This is a genomic window from Microbacterium sp. NPDC079176 (assembly GCF_040686675.1).
Lineage (GTDB): Bacteria > Actinomycetota > Actinomycetes > Actinomycetales > Microbacteriaceae > Microbacterium.
In genome coordinates this window covers 139,849-157,851 of sequence record NZ_JBFBLM010000006.1, presented here as the reverse complement: position 1 = coordinate 157,851, position 18,003 = coordinate 139,849, and the positions used below count along the sequence as shown (strand labels likewise).

The window sequence follows — 18,003 nt, the reverse complement described above, 5'->3', positions numbered from 1 at the left end:
GTGCGAGACCGTGTCCGTCGGATCAGTCGAGGACGGTGCCGGTGAGCTGCGAGAGCGGCTCTGCGAGGGCGTTGATGAGATCGGTGAACTCGCGCTTGTCCGCATCGGTGAGCTCGGCGTAGCCGACGAAGCCGTCGGAGAGCGAGCCGTGCGCCGCGAGGGATTCCTCGAGAGCGGAGTATCCGCCTTCGATCTCGGTCACGAGATCCGCGCCTTCATCCCCCTGTGCCGTGGCGAAATCCTGAACGAGCGAGAATGCCATCTTCGACCCCTCGACGTTCGCGGCGAAGTCGTACAGGTCGGTGCCGGACCACCAGTCCTCCTCGCCGGAGATCTTGCCCGTCGCCACTTCGTCGAGCAGCGCGATCGCGCCGTTCGAGATGCCGCCGATCCCCTGGTCGTCGAGAGCCGCGGTGAAGTCGTCCGAGTGCACGTAGTCGTAGAGCTCCTGCACGTCGGCGATCAGCTGGTCGCCGTACTCGGCGCGCTCCTCCGTCGTCGACGGTGCCCAGTCCTGCCATGCGGGCGTCTCGCCGTCGGCGTTGAGGGCGTCCTGCGCCGGCACCCAGAGGTCCTTCTCGATGCGGTGGAAGCCCGTCCAGTCGAGGCCCTCCGCCACAGCGTCGACCTCGCGGTAGTCGATGCGGGGGTCGAGCGTCCCTAGCGCTTCGGCGACGGGCTCGATGCGCTCGTAGAACGCGCGCGTCTGGGGGAACAGCGCTCGCGCGGCCTCATCATCGCCGGACTCATAGGCGGTGACGAACTCGTCGACCGACGGAACCAGCTGACCGACCTGGTCCTTGACGAAGGCGGCGTAGAGGTCGACGGCCTGCTGCTTCTGATCGGCATCCTCGCCGTCGACCGCGACCCGGTCGCCGGTCACGGTGAACGCGGACTTGCCGACCCCCTCGCCGATCATGCCCGGCTTGCACAGCGTGAAGTACTCCCCCGGCTGAGCCACCACCGTGAGGGTCCGCGACGCTGAGGGCGCGATGTTCTCGACCTCGCCGACGATGCGGAGGCCGTCTTCTGCGAGCAGATAGAACTCCGAGGTCTGCGCGCTGTCGTTCTTCACATCGAACGTGAGTGTGCCGCTCTTGGCGGTCGCAGCCGAGACGGCGCACGCCGAGTCGGTCGACGAGACGTCGAAGGATGCACCCGCGGCGACGTCGCTCTTGGCGACGCACCCGCTGAGGACGAGTGCTGCCGCGCCTGCTGCGGCGACGGCACCGAGGATTCGGCGAGAGGTGGTCATGCTGCTCCTTGCTGGGTGAGAGTGGATGCCGACGTGTCCCGGCCAGGGGACGTCTGCACATGTGGGGAGGCGGACCGGCGTGACCGGAGCCCCCGGATGAAGAAGAGCCCGACGACGACGATGTACACGGTCCAAGCCGTGACCTGGAGCCACGTCATCCGTGGCATGAAGCCGACGGTCGCCTGCAGGATGGTCGCCCAGGCACTGTCGGGCGCGATCACGTTCGTGACATCGAAGGCCCAGCCGAAGGGGAATGCCACCCAGCCGAGAGCGACCGCCCCGGTGGCCGCGTCGATCGGTGCCGCCGCGGTGAACGGTCCCGGCAACGCGCCGGCCTCCTGGAGGTCCATGATCGCGTAGGCGAGCACCCCGGCTGCGACGATGACGAGGAACCCACTGGTCCAGGTGAAGAACCGGCGAAGGTCGAGCCGGACGGCGCCGCGGGCGAGCGCCCAGCCGATCACCACGGCGGCGAGAAGCCCGAGCACCGCGCCGAGCAGCGCCGACGGAGCATCGCCGAAGGACTGCACCATCGACCACAGCAGAAGAGTCGTCTCGATCCCTTCGCGTGCCACCGAGACGAAGCCGATCGCGATCAGCGCCCAGACGCCGCCCTGTGTGAGCGCGCGGTCGAGTCCGCCCTCGAGGGTCGCCTTCATCGTGCGCCCGGCCTTCTGCATCCAGAAGATCATCCAGGTCACCATGCCCACCGCGAGCAGCGACAGCAGTCCGCCGATCAGCTCCTGAGCCTCGAAGGTCAGCGAGTACGCACCGAAGGTCAGGACGGCCCCGATGCCGAGTGCGAGGGCGATCGCCAGGCCGACCCCCGCCCAGAGCCTGGGCAACGCGTCACCGCGACCGAGCCTGCGCAGGTAGGCGACGAGGATGCCGACGACGATCGCGGCTTCGAGGCCTTCACGAAGACCGATGAGAAAAGTGGCGAGCACGGAGGGAACTCTCTGGGAAAGACTGAGGTAAGGCATCCCTTACTTCAGAGACATTAGCACCCCTTCCGCTCGGGCCTCGCACGCACGCGATCGCCTCTCGGTAATTCGGCGCAACACTGAACCGCACTCGCCCAGACCCGATCTACGCTCGGTGAATGGCTGATCTCTCGCTTCCCATCCTCGACCTGTCCCAGCTCGATGCCGGTCCCGAAGCCGCTGCTCGGTTCCGCGACTACCTTCGCGCGGCCACGCACGACGTGGGCTTCTTCTATCTCACCGGCACAGGCGTCTCCCCCGAGCTGGAGGCGAGGTTGCACCGCGCGGCGCTCGATTTCTTCGCGCTGCCCGACGACGAGAAGCTCGCGATCGAGAACGTCAAGAGTCCTCATTTCCGCGGGTACACGCGGGTCGGCGGCGAGCGGACGCAGGGCAAGGTCGATTGGCGCGAGCAGATCGACATCGGCCCCGAGCGCGAGCCTGTCGAGGGCGGTCCGGCCTTCAATCGACTCGTCGGCCCGAACCTGTGGCCCGCCGCACAGCCCGAGCTCAAAGCGGTGATCACCGAGTGGCACGACACGCTGACCGAGGTCGCCCGCAAGCTCCTGCGCGCCTGGGCCGTCACGCTCGGGGCGGACGAGTCGTACTTCGACGAGCCCTTCCGGGATCCGTCGACGCTGATCAAGATCGTCCGCTACCCCGGCACCCACGAACCCGAGCCGCAGCAGGGCGTCGGAGCGCACAAGGACTCCGGAGTGCTGACCCTGCTCTGGGTCGAGCCCGGCAAGGGCGGCCTGCAGGTCGAACGAGACGGCGAGTGGGTGTCAGCCCCGTCCGTCCCGGGCGCGTTCGTCGTCAACATCGGCGAGCTGCTGGAGTACGCGACCGGCGGCTACCTCAAGGCGACCAACCACCGCGTCATCTCCCCTCGGGCACCCGAAGAGCGCATCTCCATCCCGTTCTTCTTCAACCCCGCGCTCGATCAGCAGCTGCCGCTTCTCGAGCTTCCCGCAGATCTCGCCGCGGCGGCGACCGGCATCACCGAGGACCCGAGCAACCCCATCCATGCCACCTATGGCGAGAACGCCATGAAGTCGCGACTGCGTGCGCACCCCGACGTGGCTGCGATCCACCACCCCGACCTGGTCGGCACGAACGCCTGACCCGGGTCACAGCGCCGCGCCTCCTCCGAGCGCGACGATCTCGCGCAGGGCCTGGAGGTGTCCGTCGAAGGCTGCACGGCCGGCTGCGGTCGAACGGACCCACGTGCGAGGGCGACTGCCGAGGCTTCCCTTGCGCGCGACGACGTACCCCGCGGCCTGAAGGTGCGAGATGGCCTTGCTCAGCGGAGAGTCGCCGCACTGGAGGATCTCACGCAGCGTCGCGAAGTCGAGCTCGATGCCGTCACCGAGCGACGCGAGGACCGAGAAGCGGATCGGCGACGCGAAGTTGTCGTCGAGTCGGGTCCGCGGGTGCGGCACCGATGGGGTGTCAGTCACGGAGATCACGTCCGGGGACGAACGACACGGCGACGAACAGCGCGATGATGCCCAGGCCACCGACGAATCCGAGGCCGATCGGAACGCCGTCGAGCAGGACGAGCAGAGCCAGTGCACAGCCAGCAGCGGCGAAAGCGAGCTGGTGCGGCCAGCGCCACGAGGCGCCGACCGCAGGAAGGCCCATCTCACTGCGAGCGGCGACGAGCCAGACGAAGGTCATGAGCACGACGAGCAGAAGGAGCGTGCTCGCGAGCACCCCGTCTGGCGCGGAGCCGAGCATGGCCATCACTCCGAGAGCGACTCCCACGCAGATGGTTCCCCACCGCATCGCCCGTGGAAGCGGCTTCGGCATGGACCGCGGGGGGCGCGGGTCACCCGATGCCAGAGCGAGCTGAACTGCGCCGTAGCCACCGAATCCAACCAGCATGAGGACGGCCGGGATCCACACACCGATCTCCGGGAACCCGGGATAGAAGACAGCGAAGCCGAAGACGACGAGCACCACGACCGTCAGAGCACCGCCGGCCAGCAGAATGGGCCAGCGCGACCACGTCAGGCGCAGTTGCATTCCGCTCCGCTGAGCCATACCTGTGGAGAGCTGCCCCCACACGAGAAAACTGAAGACGAAGACCTGCGGCGTCACGCCGCCGTGACCACGTATCGCCGTAACCAGAGCGACGAGATACACCGCAGTAACGGCCGCATTGGCGATCTGCAGCCACGCAAGCGCCCGCCGGTCGACTACGCGCCCGCGCCGGTGCTTCACAGCATCCGCCTCGTCGAGGTAGCGCTGCGCGACGTCCGCACTGGGCGGCGCGATCGCCTCGTGCCCTTGGATCGGCTTCTGCTCCATCGCGTGACCCCCTTCGCTTTCCATCTGGAAAGCTCACTACTTTCCTAATGGAAAGCGTGCACGAGATCAACCCCCGAACATGACGAAGGCCGCCCCACACCTGGGGCGGCCTTCTCAAGAATGTTCTGCGCGATTGTACGCTGGCTCGCTCCGCGTTATCGGCGGAGACCCAGGCGCGCGATCAGCGAGCGGTAACGCTCGATGTCGACGCTCTGGAGGTAGCCGAGCAGACGACGGCGCTGACCCACGAGCAGGAACAGGCCACGACGCGAGTGGTGGTCGTGCTTGTGCTCCTTCAGGTGCTCCGTGAGGTCCTTGATGCGCTGCGTCAGCATCGCGGCCTGCACCTCGGGGGATCCGGTGTCACCGGGGTGCGTCGCGTACTCTTCGATGATCGCCTTCTTGACGTCTGCTTCCAGTGCCATAGATTCGATCCCCTCTCTGCTTGTTGCGCGGTGCCCGACGCCTGATGCGTGAGCTCTCTTTATCCGCGGCCGATCAAACGGCAACCTGAAGAGTCTACCAGGACTCGATGCCGCTGGGCGACCGTGCCCACGCCCGCCCGACGGCACCTCGGATACTCTCGAATCATGCATGACGGATACGCGGCGTGAGCGCTGCACGCAGCCATCTGATCGATCTCAGCCCCCTGCGGGCCAGCCCTGCATTCGCACGCATGTGGATCGGCTCGGTGCTCGCGGGGATCGGCGGGCAGCTGACGATCGTCACGGTGATGCTGCACGTGTTCGCGCTCACCGGAAGCACCTTCGCGGTATCGATGATCGCGGTCGCCGGACTCGTCCCCATGATCCTCGCCGGCCTCTACGGCGGGATGCTCGCGGACGCGTTCGACCGCCGCCGCGTGGCGTTGGTCGCGGCCACGGTGACCTTCGCCTCTACCGCGTTGCTCGCCGCGCTCACCTGGACCGGTGCGGAGACGATCTGGTGGCTCTATGTGCTGAGCATCGTCAACTCCGCCGCGAACTCGGTCGGCATGGCCACCCGGACCGCGATCGTGCCACGGCTCATCCCCCGCGACAAGCTGGCCGCCGCGTCCGCGCTCAACGGAGTGGCGTTCGGCCTCACCGTGATGGCCGGCCCCGCGGTAGCCGGCATACTCGTCGCGCTGACAGGCTACGGGTGGACTTACACACTCGACGTCATCCTGATGCTGTCGATGTTCCTCGGCCTGTGGAGTCTCCCTCCGCTGCGGCTGGAAGGGGACATCGTGCGGCCGGGGTTCGCATCGCTCGTGGACGGGTGGAGGTTCCTGCGCCGCGCGAACAACATCCGGATGCAATTCGTGGTCGACATCATCGCCATGACATTCGGGCAGCCCCTCGTGCTCTTCCCCGCACTCGGCACCCTTCTGCTGGGCGGCGGAGCGGTGACCACCGGCATCCTCACCGCAGCCGTCGCCGCGGGCACATTCGCATCGAGCCTCTTCTCCGGTCGGGTCGTGCAGCACCGCTGGCACGGACGCGGCATCGAGCGCGCGGTCGAGGCCTATGGCGCGTCCATCCTGCTCTTCGGCGTGGTCCTGGTCATCGGAGCCGTCTCTGCCGGGGCGACCGAGGCGACGCCGAACGTCGGGCTGATCATCGCCTCGTGCATCGCGCTCGCGCTCTCCGGCGCATCCGACAACATCAGCTCGATCTATCGCAACACGATGATGCAGGCGGCCGTGCCCGACGCCATGCGCGGTCGACTGCAGGGGGTCTTCATCATCGTGGTCGCCGGCGGCCCCCGGATCGGCGCCCTCTACGCGGGCACGCTCGCGACCTTCACGACCCTGTGGTTCCCGCCGCTGCTGGGCGGATTGCTGGTGATCACCCTGGTCGCCCTGCTCGCACGGCGCAGCCCGGGATTCCGCGGCTACGACGCAGAGAACCCCGAGCCCTGAGGGCCCGGGGTTCTCGAGATCAGGTGATCAGTCCTGCTGCAGAGCGCCCTGCAGGTCGAGGCTGATCGTGACGTCCTTGCCCACGAGCACGCCGCCGGTCTCGAGCGCGGCGTTCCACGTCAGGCCGAAGTCCTCGCGGTTGATGACCGTCTTGGCCGATGCGCCGGCCTTGTAGTTGCCCCACGGGTCGGAGCCGAAGCCACCGAAGTCGAGCTCGAAGCTGACGGGCTTGGTGATGCCGCGGATCGTCAGGTCGCCGTCGACGAAGAGCTCGCCGTCCTCGGCGCGCGCACCCGTCGACACGAACTCCATCGTGGGGAAGTTCTCGGTGTCGAAGAAGTCGCCGGAGCGCAGGTGCGTGTCGCGCCCCTCGTCCTTGGTGTCGATCGAGGTGACGTCGACGCTCGCCTCGACGCGGGCCTCGAGCGGGTTCTCGGGAGCGATCAGCGTCGCGCTCTTGACGCCGAACGTGCCGCGCACCTTCGAGATCATCATGTGGCGCACGCTGAACGTGACCTCGCTGTGCGACGGGTCGAGCACCCAGGTGCCGGGACGGTAGCCGGGAATGTCGATGCTGGTCATGGTTTCTCCTCTGGAGACATCAGCCGCATGTGTGCGGCAACGGATGAGGGGCCGTGTTCACGGCGTCACGCGTAACAACTTACATGCACATGCATGTATTCCCCTGAATGCGGATATTTCCTCGGGCGACGAGAAGGCGCCGAGCCCGCAGTGGGCCCGGCGCCTCCCGGCGTCGATCGGGTCAGCCGACGGCGACGAGATCGATGATGAAGATGAGGGTCTTGCCCGAGAGGAAGTGGCCTCCTCCGACCGGGCCGTATGCGAGGTGCGGCGGGATGACGAGCTCGCGCCGTCCGCCTTCCTTCATGCCCGGGATGCCGTCCTGCCACCCCTGGATCAGGCCGCGAAGCGGGAACTGGATGGTCTCGCCGCGACCCCACGACGAGTCGAACTCCTCGCCCGATTCGAACTCGACACCGGCGTAGTGCACGGTGACCGTGTCGCCGGGCTTGGCCTCGGCTCCGTCTCCCTCGATGATGTCGCGGATCACGAGCTCCGCGGGGGCGGGTCCGGTGGGGGCGTCGAACTCAGGCTTTGTGCGATCAGTCATGTCCTCCATCAAACCCGAGTCGCCCGGCGCGGGTCAACGCGATCGCTCCGCTGAGGGCGAAACGGCGATGCCGCCCGTCGACTGCCCCCTAAGCCCTTGACACCCGCGCACACCGGGTGCACCCTGTTTACAGATCAACTCAGCGCCCGGTAGACATGCAGGCATCGCCGCAGCACCGGGCGCTGAGTCTTGGTACGGAACCTGCTTGACGGCTCGAGCATCATGACGCTTGCTGCTCCTGCGCGTAGGCGATCAGCATCGATGCGAGCTCTTCGGGCCGGCTGAGGGCGACGCAGTGACTCCCCTCGATCTCGTCGGCGACGATGCCCAGGCGCTTCCGGGCGAGGTCGCGAAGGAATGCGGGCGGGAAGAATCTGTCCTCCGTGCAGACGACGAACCGAGTGGGAACAGAGGGCCAGGCCGTGAGCGGCCACGGGACGGCCATTGATGCGACCGACGGATGTGCTCTCTCCCGACCGATCGCCTCGTCGGCGAGCGCTCGCGGCACGTCGTGATAGAAGCCGATGTGCGGATCGTCGTTGCCGGTGAGGCCTCCGTCGCGGGCTGCCTGCGCCGCCACGGCATCCTCGAATCCGGTGTTGGACCACCACTCGTCCGGACGCTCCCCCGGGTCGGGAATCATCGCCGCCAGCATCACGAGCACGTCCGCCGCCAATCTCTCAGCGACGATCGGTGCGGTGAATCCCCCGAACGAATGGCCGACCACGACACCGCCCCGTCTCGCGTCTGCCGCGGCCACGACGGCATCCGCGTAGTCGGTGAGAGTGAGGGACTCGTCATCGCCCGGCAGGTCGGGTGCGATCACCTCATGTCCGCGCTCCCGCAGGACGGCGGCGAGCCGATGCCATGACCACCCCGTGTCTCCTGCTCCGTGCACGAGGATGAAGAGGGCCATGATCAGCGGGTCTCAGTAGGCCAGCAGAGCAGCCCGAGTGGCGCGGGTTCGGGCGAGCAGCGCCTGCTCGTCCGCCGGTGCCATAGGGTCGCGCCCCGTTATCGCGCGCTGACGGACGGATGCCAGCATGGTGGCGTCCTTGATGAACTCGCGCATCAGCGGACGCCGATCGCCCCGAAGCTGCGACGCCCATGCCAGGCCGGTCTTGCGCCCGGCGGGAGTCGCGAGCATCGTGACCTCCTCGGGGGTGAACCACCCGGCGGCCGCGTAATCGCCCAGACGGGCCTTCGTGAGGCGAGACTCCTCGCGCCTCAACGCGATGATCCCCACGATGAACCCCACGAACAGCGGCACCTGGAGGACGAAGTAGAGGAGGAAGAAGTTCGCGAAGGACGATCCGTTCCACAGGCCGTGGAGCACCATCGCCCCCAGCATCCCGAGCAGACCGAACCCGAGTGCGGCCCCTGTCGACGCGTGCCGTCGAGCGGCCAGGCCGATGGCGAGACCCGTCAGCGATGTGAACATCGCGTGGGCGAAGGGCGACATGATCGCCCGGAGGATGAACGTCACCGTCAGCTGCTCGCCGCCGCCCTCGATGAGGCTGATCGCGAAGTACTGGATGTTCTCGGTGAACGCGAAGCCGGCACCGACCAGCGCCCCGTAGACGACCCCGTCGACCGGACCGTCGAACGAGCGACGCGCGATGAGGAAGATCAGGAAGACTCCGAAACCCTTCCAGAACTCCTCGACGATCGGCGCCTGGATGACGGCGCCCGCCACTTCTCCCCGGAACCCCAGGAGCGCGGTCAGCCCGAGGTCGACGAGGAGCGTGAGTCCCACGGCGGCGATCGCACCCCAGGCGATCGCGAAGAACACCAGCGACTTGGGCTCGGGTTCCCACCGGTCGATCATACGGACGACGAAGAAGACGATGGCGAGCGGGACGAGCGCGAGGACGAGGCCGATGATCGATGCGAGCGGACCCAGGAACAGACCGAAGTAGGCGATGAGCCCGAGCATCAGCAGACCGAGGAAGCCGAACAGCGCGAACAGCGCGACGCGTCCGCCTCGGCGTGCCGCCGGCAGGGCAGGAAGACCGGGGGCAGGCGAGGGTGCGGCCGGAGCGGGAGGCGAATACGGGGTCGGCTGCGCGAGGACCGAGGCGTACTGAGGACGCTGGGAGAACTGCGGCGGGGCGTAGTTCGACTGCGCGTACTGCTGCGCCGAATACTGCGGGGGCTGCACAGCATACTGCTGGGGATACGTCGGCGGCTGCTGGGGATACGTCGGCGGCTGTTGCTGCGCGGGCGGCGGCGTGTACGGCGATGGCTGGGACGGTCCTCCGGAACTCATAGCCAAAGCATATGGCGAACAACCAACTTCGCCCGGGTCTGGCGACTTCCTCCAGGCAATCGAGCCGAGCAGCGGATAGCGTAGGAGCATGCGGTTCGCTCATCTGCGTCGTGCCGACTCTCCCGCTGCGCATCTCGCAGTGGTGGAGGGTGCCGATGCCATCCTCGTCTCCGATCTCCTTCCCGACCCCCCTGCGACGCTTCAGCAGCTGATCGAAGGGGGCGAGCAGACGCTCACCGCTCTTCGCTCGGCCCTCGACGGCGATGCCCCGCGGCACCCGCTCGACGGGTGGAGCTTCGCCTCAGCGGTCATCGCTCCCCCGGCGGTCCTCGCGGTCGGCCTCAACTACGCGGCTCACTCGAGCGAGCTCGGTCTAAAGACCGACGCCGCTCCGACCGTGTTCACCCTGTGGCCGAACTCGCTGACAGGCCACGAGCAGACGACGTCGTGGCCGCGTTCGCTGAGCGAGGCTGTGGACTACGAGGCGGAGCTCGGTGTGCTGATCGGCACCCCGGCGAAGGATGTCGCAGAGGCCGACGCGCTCTCGCACGTCTGGGGCTACACCGTCGTGAACGACATCACCGCGCGGAACGTCCAGTTCTCTGAAGCGCAGTGGTCACGGTGCAAGTCGTTCGACGGCTTCACCCCGACCGGTCCCTTCGCCGTCACGGCCGACGAGGTCGCCGACCCGCAGGACCTGCACATCTGGGCGATCGTCGACGGCCAGACCGTCCAGGACGCGAGCACGGATCAGATGGTGCGGTCGGTCGCGAAGCTCATCGCGCATCTCTCGCAGTCCCTGACGCTGCTTCCCGGCACTCTGATCTCCACCGGGAGCCCCGGCGGTGCCGGATACTCTCGAGACCCCCAGATCTTCCTCCGGGATCGTTCGACGGTGACGGTCGGCATCGACGGCATCGGCGAGCTCACCACCCACTGTCGCGTGCTGGACTGATCACCCGCTCACTCTGTGACACACGGAAGGGCCCCGGCGAGATGTCGCCGGGGCCCTTCCGTGTGCTCGGAGTCAGATCTCGATGAGGTCCTCGGACCCGATCACCGGGATCGCGGCCGTGATGGCCTCGAGTCCCGACAGACGCGCGGGCGACAACTGCTTGATGACCTCTTCGCGAGACATCAGTCCGGCTTCGACGACCAGGTCGGCGACGTTCCTGTTCGTCAGCAGCGCGGTCTTGGCCAGCGCGGCCGCGGCGGCGTATCCGATGAACGGCGTGAGTGCTGTGATGACGCCGACCGAAGCGCCGACCATGGCGCCGAGGCGGTCTCGGTTCGCCGTGATGCCGTCGACGCAGTTGACGCGCAGCGTCCACATCGCCTGTCGCATCCAGGTGATGGACTGGAAGATCGAGTGGGCGATCACGGGCTCGAATGCGTTGAGCTGGAGCTGCCCGGCCTCGGCCGCCATCGTCACCGTCATGTCGGCGCCGGCAACCGCGAACGCCACCTGATTGACGACCTCCGGGATCACCGGGTTCACCTTGCCCGGCATGATGCTGGAACCGGCCTGCATCGCCGGCAGGTTGATCTCGCCGAAGCCCGCCTGCGGACCCGACGACAGCAGTCGCAGGTCATTGCAGATCTTCGACAGCTTCATGGCGTTGCGCTTCAGGGTCGACGAGAACGACATGAACGAGCCGGTGTCGCTGGTCGCCTCGACGAGGTCGCCGGCCGTCACCAGGTCGAGTCCGGTGATCTCGCGCAGATGCTTCAGGACAGCGGGTGCGTAGTCGACGTGCGTGGTGATGCCGGTGCCGATGGCGGTCGCACCCATGTTGATCTCGAACATCAGCGAGGCGTTCTCGGTGAGGCGCGTGTGATCGTAGCCGAGGGTCGAAGCGAAGCCGTGGAACTCCTGACCCAGAGTCATGGGCACGGCGTCCTGCAGCTGCGTTCGTCCGACCTTGAGCACATCGTGGAACTCGTGCGACTTGTGCAGGAACGAGATGCGCAGCAGATCGAGCTCTTCGAGCAGCGAGCGGAGTGTCAGAGAGAGACCGATCTTGACCGCCGTCGGGTAGACGTCGTTGGTCGACTGACTGCGGTTCGTGTGATCGATCGGCGAGAGGAACGCGTAGTCGCCCTTCTCGCGTCCGGCGAGCTCGAGGGCGATGTTGGTGATGACCTCGTTGGCGTTCATGTTCGTCGACGTGCCGGCACCGCCCTGGATCACACCGACGGTGAACTGATCGTGGAACTCTCCGTCGATGACACGCTGGGCGGCCCGATCGATCAGGTCCGCACGCTCGGGGTCGAGGACGCCGATCTCGCGGTTCGCTCTGGCGCTGGCCTGCTTGACCATCGCGAGTGCGACGACGAGGTCCGGATAGACCGAGATCGGACGCTTGGTGATCGGGAAGTTCGCGTCGGCGCGGGCGGTGTGGATCCCCCAGTACGCGTCGGCGGGAATCTCCATGCTCCCGAGCGAATCGGTCTCGGTGCGGGTGGGGGCAGGCGCGGCAGAAGCCATGTCACATCCTTGTGGGTAGTGGCGAGTGTGTGGTGCGGGGGATGCATCCAGTCTACGCCTGCGTGCATGCACGGCCAGGGATACGACGGCGGGTCAGCGTTTGCGAGAGAAAGCCTCGAGACGCTCCTCCGGGCTGAGACGGGCCATTCTCTCCAGCCACGCCATCGAGAAGTGATCGCCGGTCGGCGCGTCGGTCACGGGCACCACGGTGTGGGTGATCGTCTCGGGTCGTACATGCACGATCTGGAACGCCTGCGCCGCATCCATGCCGTTCACATCGGCGGCCGGACGAGCGACATTCATCGTGTAGCAGGTCGCCGAGGACACGCTGACAGGCACGCCCGCGAAGGTGCCGTGCGACGAGTAATGCAGGTGGCCGGCGAGGATACCGCGCACGTCCGTGTCACGAATGACCTCCGCGAGTTCGTCCTGGTGCCGCAGCTCGAGTATGTCGAAGAGCGGAAGGTGGCTCGGGAGCGGCGGGTGGTGCATCGCGAGCAGCGTGCCGTGCGGCGCCGGTTGCTTCAGGATCTCCGCCAGCCATGAGAGCTGGCCGGGGTCCAGGTCGCCGTGATGCCATCCGGGCACACTCGTGTCGAGGGCGATCAGGCGCAGACCGTCGAGGTCCCATGCGCCCGTCACGGGCTCCTCCGTCGCGGGCAGGTCGAGCAGCCCCTCGCGCAGCGCCGGCCGCTCGTCGTGGTTGCCGGCAACCCAGACGACGGTCGTCCCCAGCTCCTGCGCCACCGGCTCGACGGCGCGGCGGAGACGGCGATACGCATCCGGCTCCCCCAGGTCGGCCAGGTCGCCGGTGATGACGATCGCCGACGGGTGCGGGTGCACGGCCCTGATCGCCTCAAGGGTGCGAGCGAAGTTCGACTCGACGTCGTATCGTCCGCCGAGCCGCGCTCCACCCGCGAGGAAGTGCGGGTCGCTCACATGGATGATGACGTGCGAGGCGGGATCATGGCGACCGAAGACGAAGCCGCTGTCGGAAGGCGCTGACATGGTCTCAGCGTAGGCCGCGGCGCGACACCGGACGGGCGACGACTCCACGGCAGCTGTAGTAGTCGCGATACAGTGCTCGGATGGCGAAGAACGAGACACGGCGACGGATCATCGCGGATGCAGGGCTGACCGTTCTGGCGACCGATGGCTCTCGCGGTCTCACCCACCGAGCCGTGGACATCGTCGCGGCCGTGCCGGTGGGCACCACCTCGAACTACTTCCGCAGCCGAGAGGCACTCATCGCGGGCCTCGTCGATCGGATCGGCGAGCGTCTCGCCCCCAGCGACGACGACCTCGCACGGCGGTCATCGGAGGAACCGAGCAGAGAGCTCTTCGCCGAGTACATCCGCGACATCGTGCGTCGCCTCACCGACGACCGCGACGTCACACTCGCACTGTTCGAGCTGCGGCTCGAGAGCAGCCGCCGCCCCGAGGTCGGCGCCCTTCTCGGCGCGTGGCAGCGAGCGGGGTTCGACGCGGACGTCGCTTTCAACGCGGGAGCGGGCCTTCCGGGTGGTCGCCGAGAGATCGCGCTCTTCCACTATGCGATCGACGGCCTGCTGCTCGATCGGCTCACGACCCCGATCGATCCGGACACCACCACCGACGAGATCGTCGACGACCTCGTCGCCGGTCTCCTCCGCTGACGCCCTCCTGGGCAGGACTCGTCGGTCAGTGCCCGACGACGATGATCAGGATGCCTGCCACGACCGCAGCCGCGCAGAGCGCGAAGCATCCGTACGCGCCGAACAGCGCGATCCGTCGCTGCCCCTCGGTGAGCGGACTCTTCTTCGCCGCCTTGGCCGCCTGCTTGGCAGCCCGCTTGAGCTCCTTCTCGGAGATCACGGTGATGGCGTCGGTGAACTCCGCCGGGCTCACGACCGGCGCGTGTCCGCTGCGAACAAGGAGCCGAAGACCGAACGCATAGAACGTCACGACCGCGCAGGCTCCGATCAGAGCCGCAAGGAACACCTGGACGAATGCGCCCCAGTCGATGCCGACACTCACTTCGACTCCTCGCTCTTCGCCGTCTCGGGACTGTCGGCCCCGGGGCCGTCGACCCGCGTCGAGGCTCCCGTCTTCGGGGCCTTCTTCGCGGCCTTGGCCGCTGCCTTCGCCTTGGCGTCCGCCTTGGCCTGAGCCTTGACCTTCTCGCGCGCCTCCGCACGAGCCTTGGCCTCGGCCTTGGCCTCGATGATCCGCTGCTGTCGACGCGTGGGCGGGGGCGTGTCGGGGTGCTCGATCGCGAGCCCCGACTCGGCCACATCGCTCATGGCGTTCGCGGAGGTCACTGCATCCTTGCGGGAGCGAAGGAACAGGCCGATGATCACGGCCAGCGCAAGGACCGCGTCGATCGCGATGCCCCAGAGGCCGAGCCAGGTGATGAGCAGGGCCGCGAGGGCACCGACTGCACCTGCAGCCGGAAGTGTGAGGAGCCAGCCGATGGCGATTCGACCGGCGGTCCGCCAGCGGACCGTGGAGCCGCGGCGGCCGAGGCCGGAGCCGATGACCGAGCCCGAAGCGACCTGCGTCGTCGAGAGCGCGAAGCCGAAAGCGCTGGAGGCGAGGATCGTCGCTGCCGTCGAACTCTCGGCCGAGAAGCCCTGCGCGGGCTTGACCTCGGTCAGCCCCTTGCCCAGCGTGCGGATGATGCGCCACCCGCCGAGATAGGTGCCGAGGGCGATCGTCACCGCACAGGCGATGATGACCCAGAGGTACGGATCGGCCTGCTCGCTGCTCTGCCACCCGACAGTGATCAGCGCGAGGGTGATCACGCCCATCGTCTTCTGAGCGTCGTTCGTGCCGTGCGCGAGTGCGACCAGTGACGACGTGAAGATCTGTCCCCAGCGGAAGCCGTCGCGCCCGTCGGGCTTGCCGTCGTAGCGTCGCGTGATCGAGTACGCGAGCTTGGTCGCCGCGAAGGCGATGATGCCGGCCGTCAGCGGGGCGATGAGCGCCGGGAGGATGATCTTCGAGAGCACCATCCCGAAGTCGATGCCGTTGACTCCGACGCCGACCAGGGTGGCTCCGATGAGGCCGCCGAACAGCGCGTGGGACGAGCTCGAGGGCAGACCCAGCAGCCAGGTCAGCATGTTCCAGGTGATCGCGCCGATGAGACCGGCGAAGATCATCGGCAGGAACACGTCGCCTTGGATCGTGTCCTCGCGGATGATCCCGTGCGACACGGTCTTGGAGACCTCCGTCGACAGGAATGCTCCGACGAGGTTGAGGACTGCTGCGAGAAGGACAGCGGTCTTGGGCTTCAGCGCGCCTGTCGCGATGGGCGTGGCCATCGCGTTGGCGGTGTCGTGAAACCCGTTGGTGAAGTCGAAGAAGAGTGCCAGCAGGATAACCAGCACGACGATGAGGGCTGCGGTTTCCACCGTTCGCTTTCGGTCGTTGAGGAAGAAAGGAGAGGTGTCGACGGGATCGACGTGACGAACGAAGAGTTCACCGTGGGTTTTACTTCCGTTAACCGGCCCCGGTAGATCCTCCCACCCTCCCGGGTGCCGGTCAACTTGACCTGGGATAGCGTGGGAGGCGTGACTGATGCCCCGATCGCAGACCGCCGCTCGACCCTTCGCACGCACCACGGTGACACCTTCGATGATCCATACGAATGGCTTCGGGAGAAGGAATCCGGCGAGGTCATCGCACACCTCGAAGCCGAGAACGCCCACACTGAAGCCGAGCTCTCCCATCTGACCGACCTCCGCGAGACTCTGTTCCAGGAGATCAAGGGCCGGGTGCAGGAGACGGATCTGTCCGTGCCCACGCGGCGCGGGGCCTGGTGGTATTACAGCCGCACCGAAGAGGGCGCGCAGTACGGCATCCACTGCCGTACTGCCGCGGCCGAGGACGACTGGACTCCCCCGGTGCTGGAGCCGGGCGTGGCGGTGCCGGGCGAGATCGTGCTGCTCGACGGCAACGTCGAGGCCGAGGGGCATGAGTTCTTCTCCCTCGGAGCGTTCGACACCTCGGACGACGCGACGAAGCTGCTCTGGGCGACGGACTTCGAGGGCGACGAGCTCTACACGGTGCACGTGCGCGACCTCGTGACCGGCGAGACGCTCCCCGACGAGATCCCCGACACGGGTGGCGCGTTCTTCACACCGGACGGCACCGGGATCCTCTACACGACTCGCGACGAGGCATGGCGGCCCGACACTCTCTGGCTGCACCGTCTCGGCACTCCCGTCTCGGACGACGTGAAGCTCTTCCACGAGCCCGATGAGAAGTACTGGCTCGGCGCCGGCATCACCCGCAGCCGCAAGTACCTGGTGATCGCCGTCGGATCGAGCATCACCAGCGAGGAGTACCTCGTCGATCTCGCCGGAGACCTCACCGCAGCTCCTCGGATCGTCTGGCCGCGCCGCGAAGGCGTCGAGTACTCGCTCGAGCACGCAGTGGTGGACGGCGAGGACCGCCTCTACATCCTGCACAACGATGAGGCCCTGGACTTCGAGCTCGTCTCCGTGCCCGCCTCCGACCCACAGAGTGAGCGCCGCATCGTCCTCGCGCACGAGCCGGGTCGTCGACTGCTCGGGATGGACGCGTTCCGCGACTTCGCGACGGTGGAGTACCGCCGTGAAGGCCTGGAACGGGTCGGCATCCTGGACTACACGACGGACTCGGTCGACGACATCGCCTTCGACGAGCCCCTCTACTCGGCAGGCGTCAGCGGCAATCCGGAATGGCACTCGCCGTTCCTCCGGCTCGGCTACACGTCGTTCGTGACTCCGGGAACCGTCTACGAGATGGATCTCGCCACCCGCGAGCTGCATCTGCGCAAGCAGGTCGCCGTCCTCGGCGGGTATGACCCCCGGGAGTACGGCCAGAAGCGCGACTGGGCCACGGCGTCGGACGGTACCCGCGTGCCGATCTCCCTCGTGTGGAAGCGATCGTTCGGAGAGCCTGGCGCCGACCCGCGCCCCGTGCATCTCTACGGCTATGGCTCGTACGAGCACTCGATCGACCCCGGCTTCTCGGTCGCGCGGCTCTCGGAACTCGACCGCGGCATCGTCTTCGCCGTCGCTCATGTCCGCGGCGGTGGCGAGATGGGTCGGCAGTGGTACGAGGACGGCAAGCTGCTGAACAAGCGCAACACCTTCACCGACTTCGTCGCGTGCGCCGAGCACCTCGTGGAGCAGGGAGTCACGTCGCCCGAGCGCCTGGTCGCCGAGGGAGGAAGCGCGGGAGGACTCCTCATGGGCGCGGTGACGAACCTCGCTCCCGAGCTGTTCGCCGGCGTGCTCGCGGCAGTGCCGTTCGTCGACGCGCTCACCACGATCCTCGACCCCTCCCTCCCCCTGACGGTGATCGAGTGGGATGAATGGGGCGACCCGCTGCACGGAGCCGAGGTGTACGAGTACATGAAGTCGTACTCGCCGTACGAGAACGTCCGCGACGGCGTGCGCTACCCGCGCATCCTGGCCGTGACCTCGCTCAATGACACACGCGTCCTCTACGTCGAGCCTGCGAAGTGGATCGCTGCCCTGCGCGTCGCCGGTGCGACCGACGCCCTGCTCAAGTGCGAGATGGTCGCCGGTCACGGCGGTGTCAGCGGACGCTACAACTCGTGGAAGGAGCGGGCGTTCGAGCTCGCCTGGATCCTCGACACGGTCGGCCTCGCATCGCGCTGAGCTCTCGAA

At 67.3% G+C, this 18,003-nt stretch carries 18 protein-coding genes; 5 read left to right on the top strand and 13 right to left on the bottom strand.

Features of this window, described 5'->3' with window-relative positions; genetic code table 11:
• Positions 1–22 precede the first annotated feature (22 nt).
• Complete coding sequence (gene efeO, locus AB0P11_RS15610) at positions 23–1,255, bottom strand: iron uptake system protein EfeO (RefSeq protein WP_056278482.1); 1,233 nt, start codon at positions 1,253–1,255, stop codon at positions 23–25.
• Positions 1,252–2,202 (bottom strand): iron uptake transporter permease EfeU, encoded by a 951-nt coding sequence (gene efeU, locus AB0P11_RS15605; protein ID WP_082297787.1) that lies wholly within the window; start codon positions 2,200–2,202, stop codon positions 1,252–1,254. The genes efeO and efeU overlap by 4 nt, the downstream gene beginning before the upstream one ends.
• Before the next feature lie 155 nt (positions 2,203–2,357).
• Between efeU and AB0P11_RS15600 the strand changes: the two genes are divergently transcribed.
• Positions 2,358–3,362: a 2-oxoglutarate and iron-dependent oxygenase domain-containing protein gene (locus AB0P11_RS15600; protein WP_363522866.1), complete on the top strand. Its 1,005-nt coding sequence runs from the start codon at positions 2,358–2,360 to the stop codon at positions 3,360–3,362.
• 6 nt (positions 3,363–3,368) lie between these two features.
• Here AB0P11_RS15600 and AB0P11_RS15595 read toward each other — a convergent pair whose 3' ends face one another.
• The 3 genes from AB0P11_RS15595 to rpsO all read right to left on the bottom strand — a co-directional run bounded on the left by AB0P11_RS15595 (position 3,369) and on the right by rpsO (position 4,976).
• Entirely contained in the window at positions 3,369–3,698 is a 330-nt protein-coding gene (locus AB0P11_RS15595; protein ID WP_082586569.1) for a transcriptional regulator, read from the bottom strand.
• Entirely contained in the window at positions 3,691–4,551 is an 861-nt protein-coding gene (locus AB0P11_RS15590; protein ID WP_230100575.1) for a hypothetical protein, read from the bottom strand. Before AB0P11_RS15590 ends, AB0P11_RS15595 begins: the two co-directional genes overlap by 8 nt.
• Before the next feature lie 155 nt (positions 4,552–4,706).
• Positions 4,707–4,976 carry a 30S ribosomal protein S15 gene (rpsO, locus tag AB0P11_RS15585; protein WP_017203073.1) on the bottom strand — a complete coding sequence of 90 codons (270 nt, stop codon included), beginning with the start codon at positions 4,974–4,976 and terminating at the stop codon, positions 4,707–4,709.
• Between the two features lie 185 nt (positions 4,977–5,161).
• Here rpsO and AB0P11_RS15580 point away from each other — a divergent pair, with 185 nt between their 5' ends.
• A complete protein-coding gene (locus AB0P11_RS15580) occupies positions 5,162–6,454 on the top strand; it encodes an MFS transporter (RefSeq protein ID WP_363522863.1) in 1,293 nt (430 codons plus the stop codon).
• Positions 6,455–6,481: 27 nt separating this feature from the next.
• Here AB0P11_RS15580 and AB0P11_RS15575 read toward each other — a convergent pair whose 3' ends face one another.
• The 4 genes from AB0P11_RS15575 to AB0P11_RS15560 form a co-directional block, all read right to left on the bottom strand.
• On the bottom strand, positions 6,482–7,036 hold the full coding sequence (locus AB0P11_RS15575; protein ID WP_053095805.1) for a YceI family protein: 555 nt from the start codon (positions 7,034–7,036) through the stop codon (positions 6,482–6,484).
• 181 nt (positions 7,037–7,217) lie between these two features.
• Complete coding sequence (locus AB0P11_RS15570) at positions 7,218–7,586, bottom strand: FKBP-type peptidyl-prolyl cis-trans isomerase (RefSeq protein ID WP_053095804.1); 369 nt, start codon at positions 7,584–7,586, stop codon at positions 7,218–7,220.
• 220 nt (positions 7,587–7,806) lie between these two features.
• Positions 7,807–8,502 (bottom strand): alpha/beta hydrolase, encoded by a 696-nt coding sequence (locus AB0P11_RS15565; RefSeq protein ID WP_363522861.1) that lies wholly within the window; start codon positions 8,500–8,502, stop codon positions 7,807–7,809.
• A gap of 12 nt (positions 8,503–8,514) precedes the next feature.
• Complete coding sequence (locus AB0P11_RS15560; protein WP_363522859.1) at positions 8,515–9,747, bottom strand: PrsW family intramembrane metalloprotease; 1,233 nt, start codon at positions 9,745–9,747, stop codon at positions 8,515–8,517.
• A gap of 196 nt (positions 9,748–9,943) precedes the next feature.
• Between AB0P11_RS15560 and AB0P11_RS15555 the strand changes: the two genes are divergently transcribed.
• On the top strand, positions 9,944–10,810 hold the full coding sequence (locus tag AB0P11_RS15555; RefSeq protein WP_053095802.1) for a fumarylacetoacetate hydrolase family protein: 867 nt from the start codon (positions 9,944–9,946) through the stop codon (positions 10,808–10,810).
• Positions 10,811–10,882: 72 nt separating this feature from the next.
• Here AB0P11_RS15555 and AB0P11_RS15550 read toward each other — a convergent pair whose 3' ends face one another.
• On the bottom strand, positions 10,883–12,343 hold the full coding sequence (locus AB0P11_RS15550; protein WP_053095801.1) for an aspartate ammonia-lyase: 1,461 nt from the start codon (positions 12,341–12,343) through the stop codon (positions 10,883–10,885).
• Between the two features lie 93 nt (positions 12,344–12,436).
• Positions 12,437–13,351, bottom strand: a complete 915-nt coding sequence (locus tag AB0P11_RS15545) for a metallophosphoesterase (protein WP_230100579.1) — start codon at positions 13,349–13,351, stop codon at positions 12,437–12,439.
• 80 nt (positions 13,352–13,431) lie between these two features.
• On the opposite strand from AB0P11_RS15545, the gene AB0P11_RS15540 reads away from it, so the two are divergent.
• Positions 13,432–13,998: a TetR/AcrR family transcriptional regulator gene (locus AB0P11_RS15540; RefSeq protein ID WP_056278461.1), complete on the top strand. Its 567-nt coding sequence runs from the start codon at positions 13,432–13,434 to the stop codon at positions 13,996–13,998.
• A 25-nt stretch (positions 13,999–14,023) separates the two neighbouring features.
• On the opposite strand, the gene AB0P11_RS15535 is transcribed toward AB0P11_RS15540, so the two are convergent.
• Positions 14,024–14,359: a peptidase gene (locus AB0P11_RS15535; protein WP_187249511.1), complete on the bottom strand. Its 336-nt coding sequence runs from the start codon at positions 14,357–14,359 to the stop codon at positions 14,024–14,026.
• The gene (locus AB0P11_RS15530) at positions 14,356–15,735 is read right to left on the bottom strand and encodes an inorganic phosphate transporter (RefSeq protein ID WP_363522855.1); all 1,380 of its coding nucleotides are present in this window, start codon (positions 15,733–15,735) and stop codon (positions 14,356–14,358) included. The genes AB0P11_RS15535 and AB0P11_RS15530 overlap by 4 nt, the downstream gene beginning before the upstream one ends.
• A 159-nt stretch (positions 15,736–15,894) precedes the next feature.
• On the opposite strand from AB0P11_RS15530, the gene AB0P11_RS15525 reads away from it, so the two are divergent.
• On the top strand, positions 15,895–17,994 hold the full coding sequence (locus AB0P11_RS15525; protein WP_056279030.1) for a S9 family peptidase: 2,100 nt from the start codon (positions 15,895–15,897) through the stop codon (positions 17,992–17,994).
• Positions 17,995–18,003: the final 9 nt, after the last annotated feature.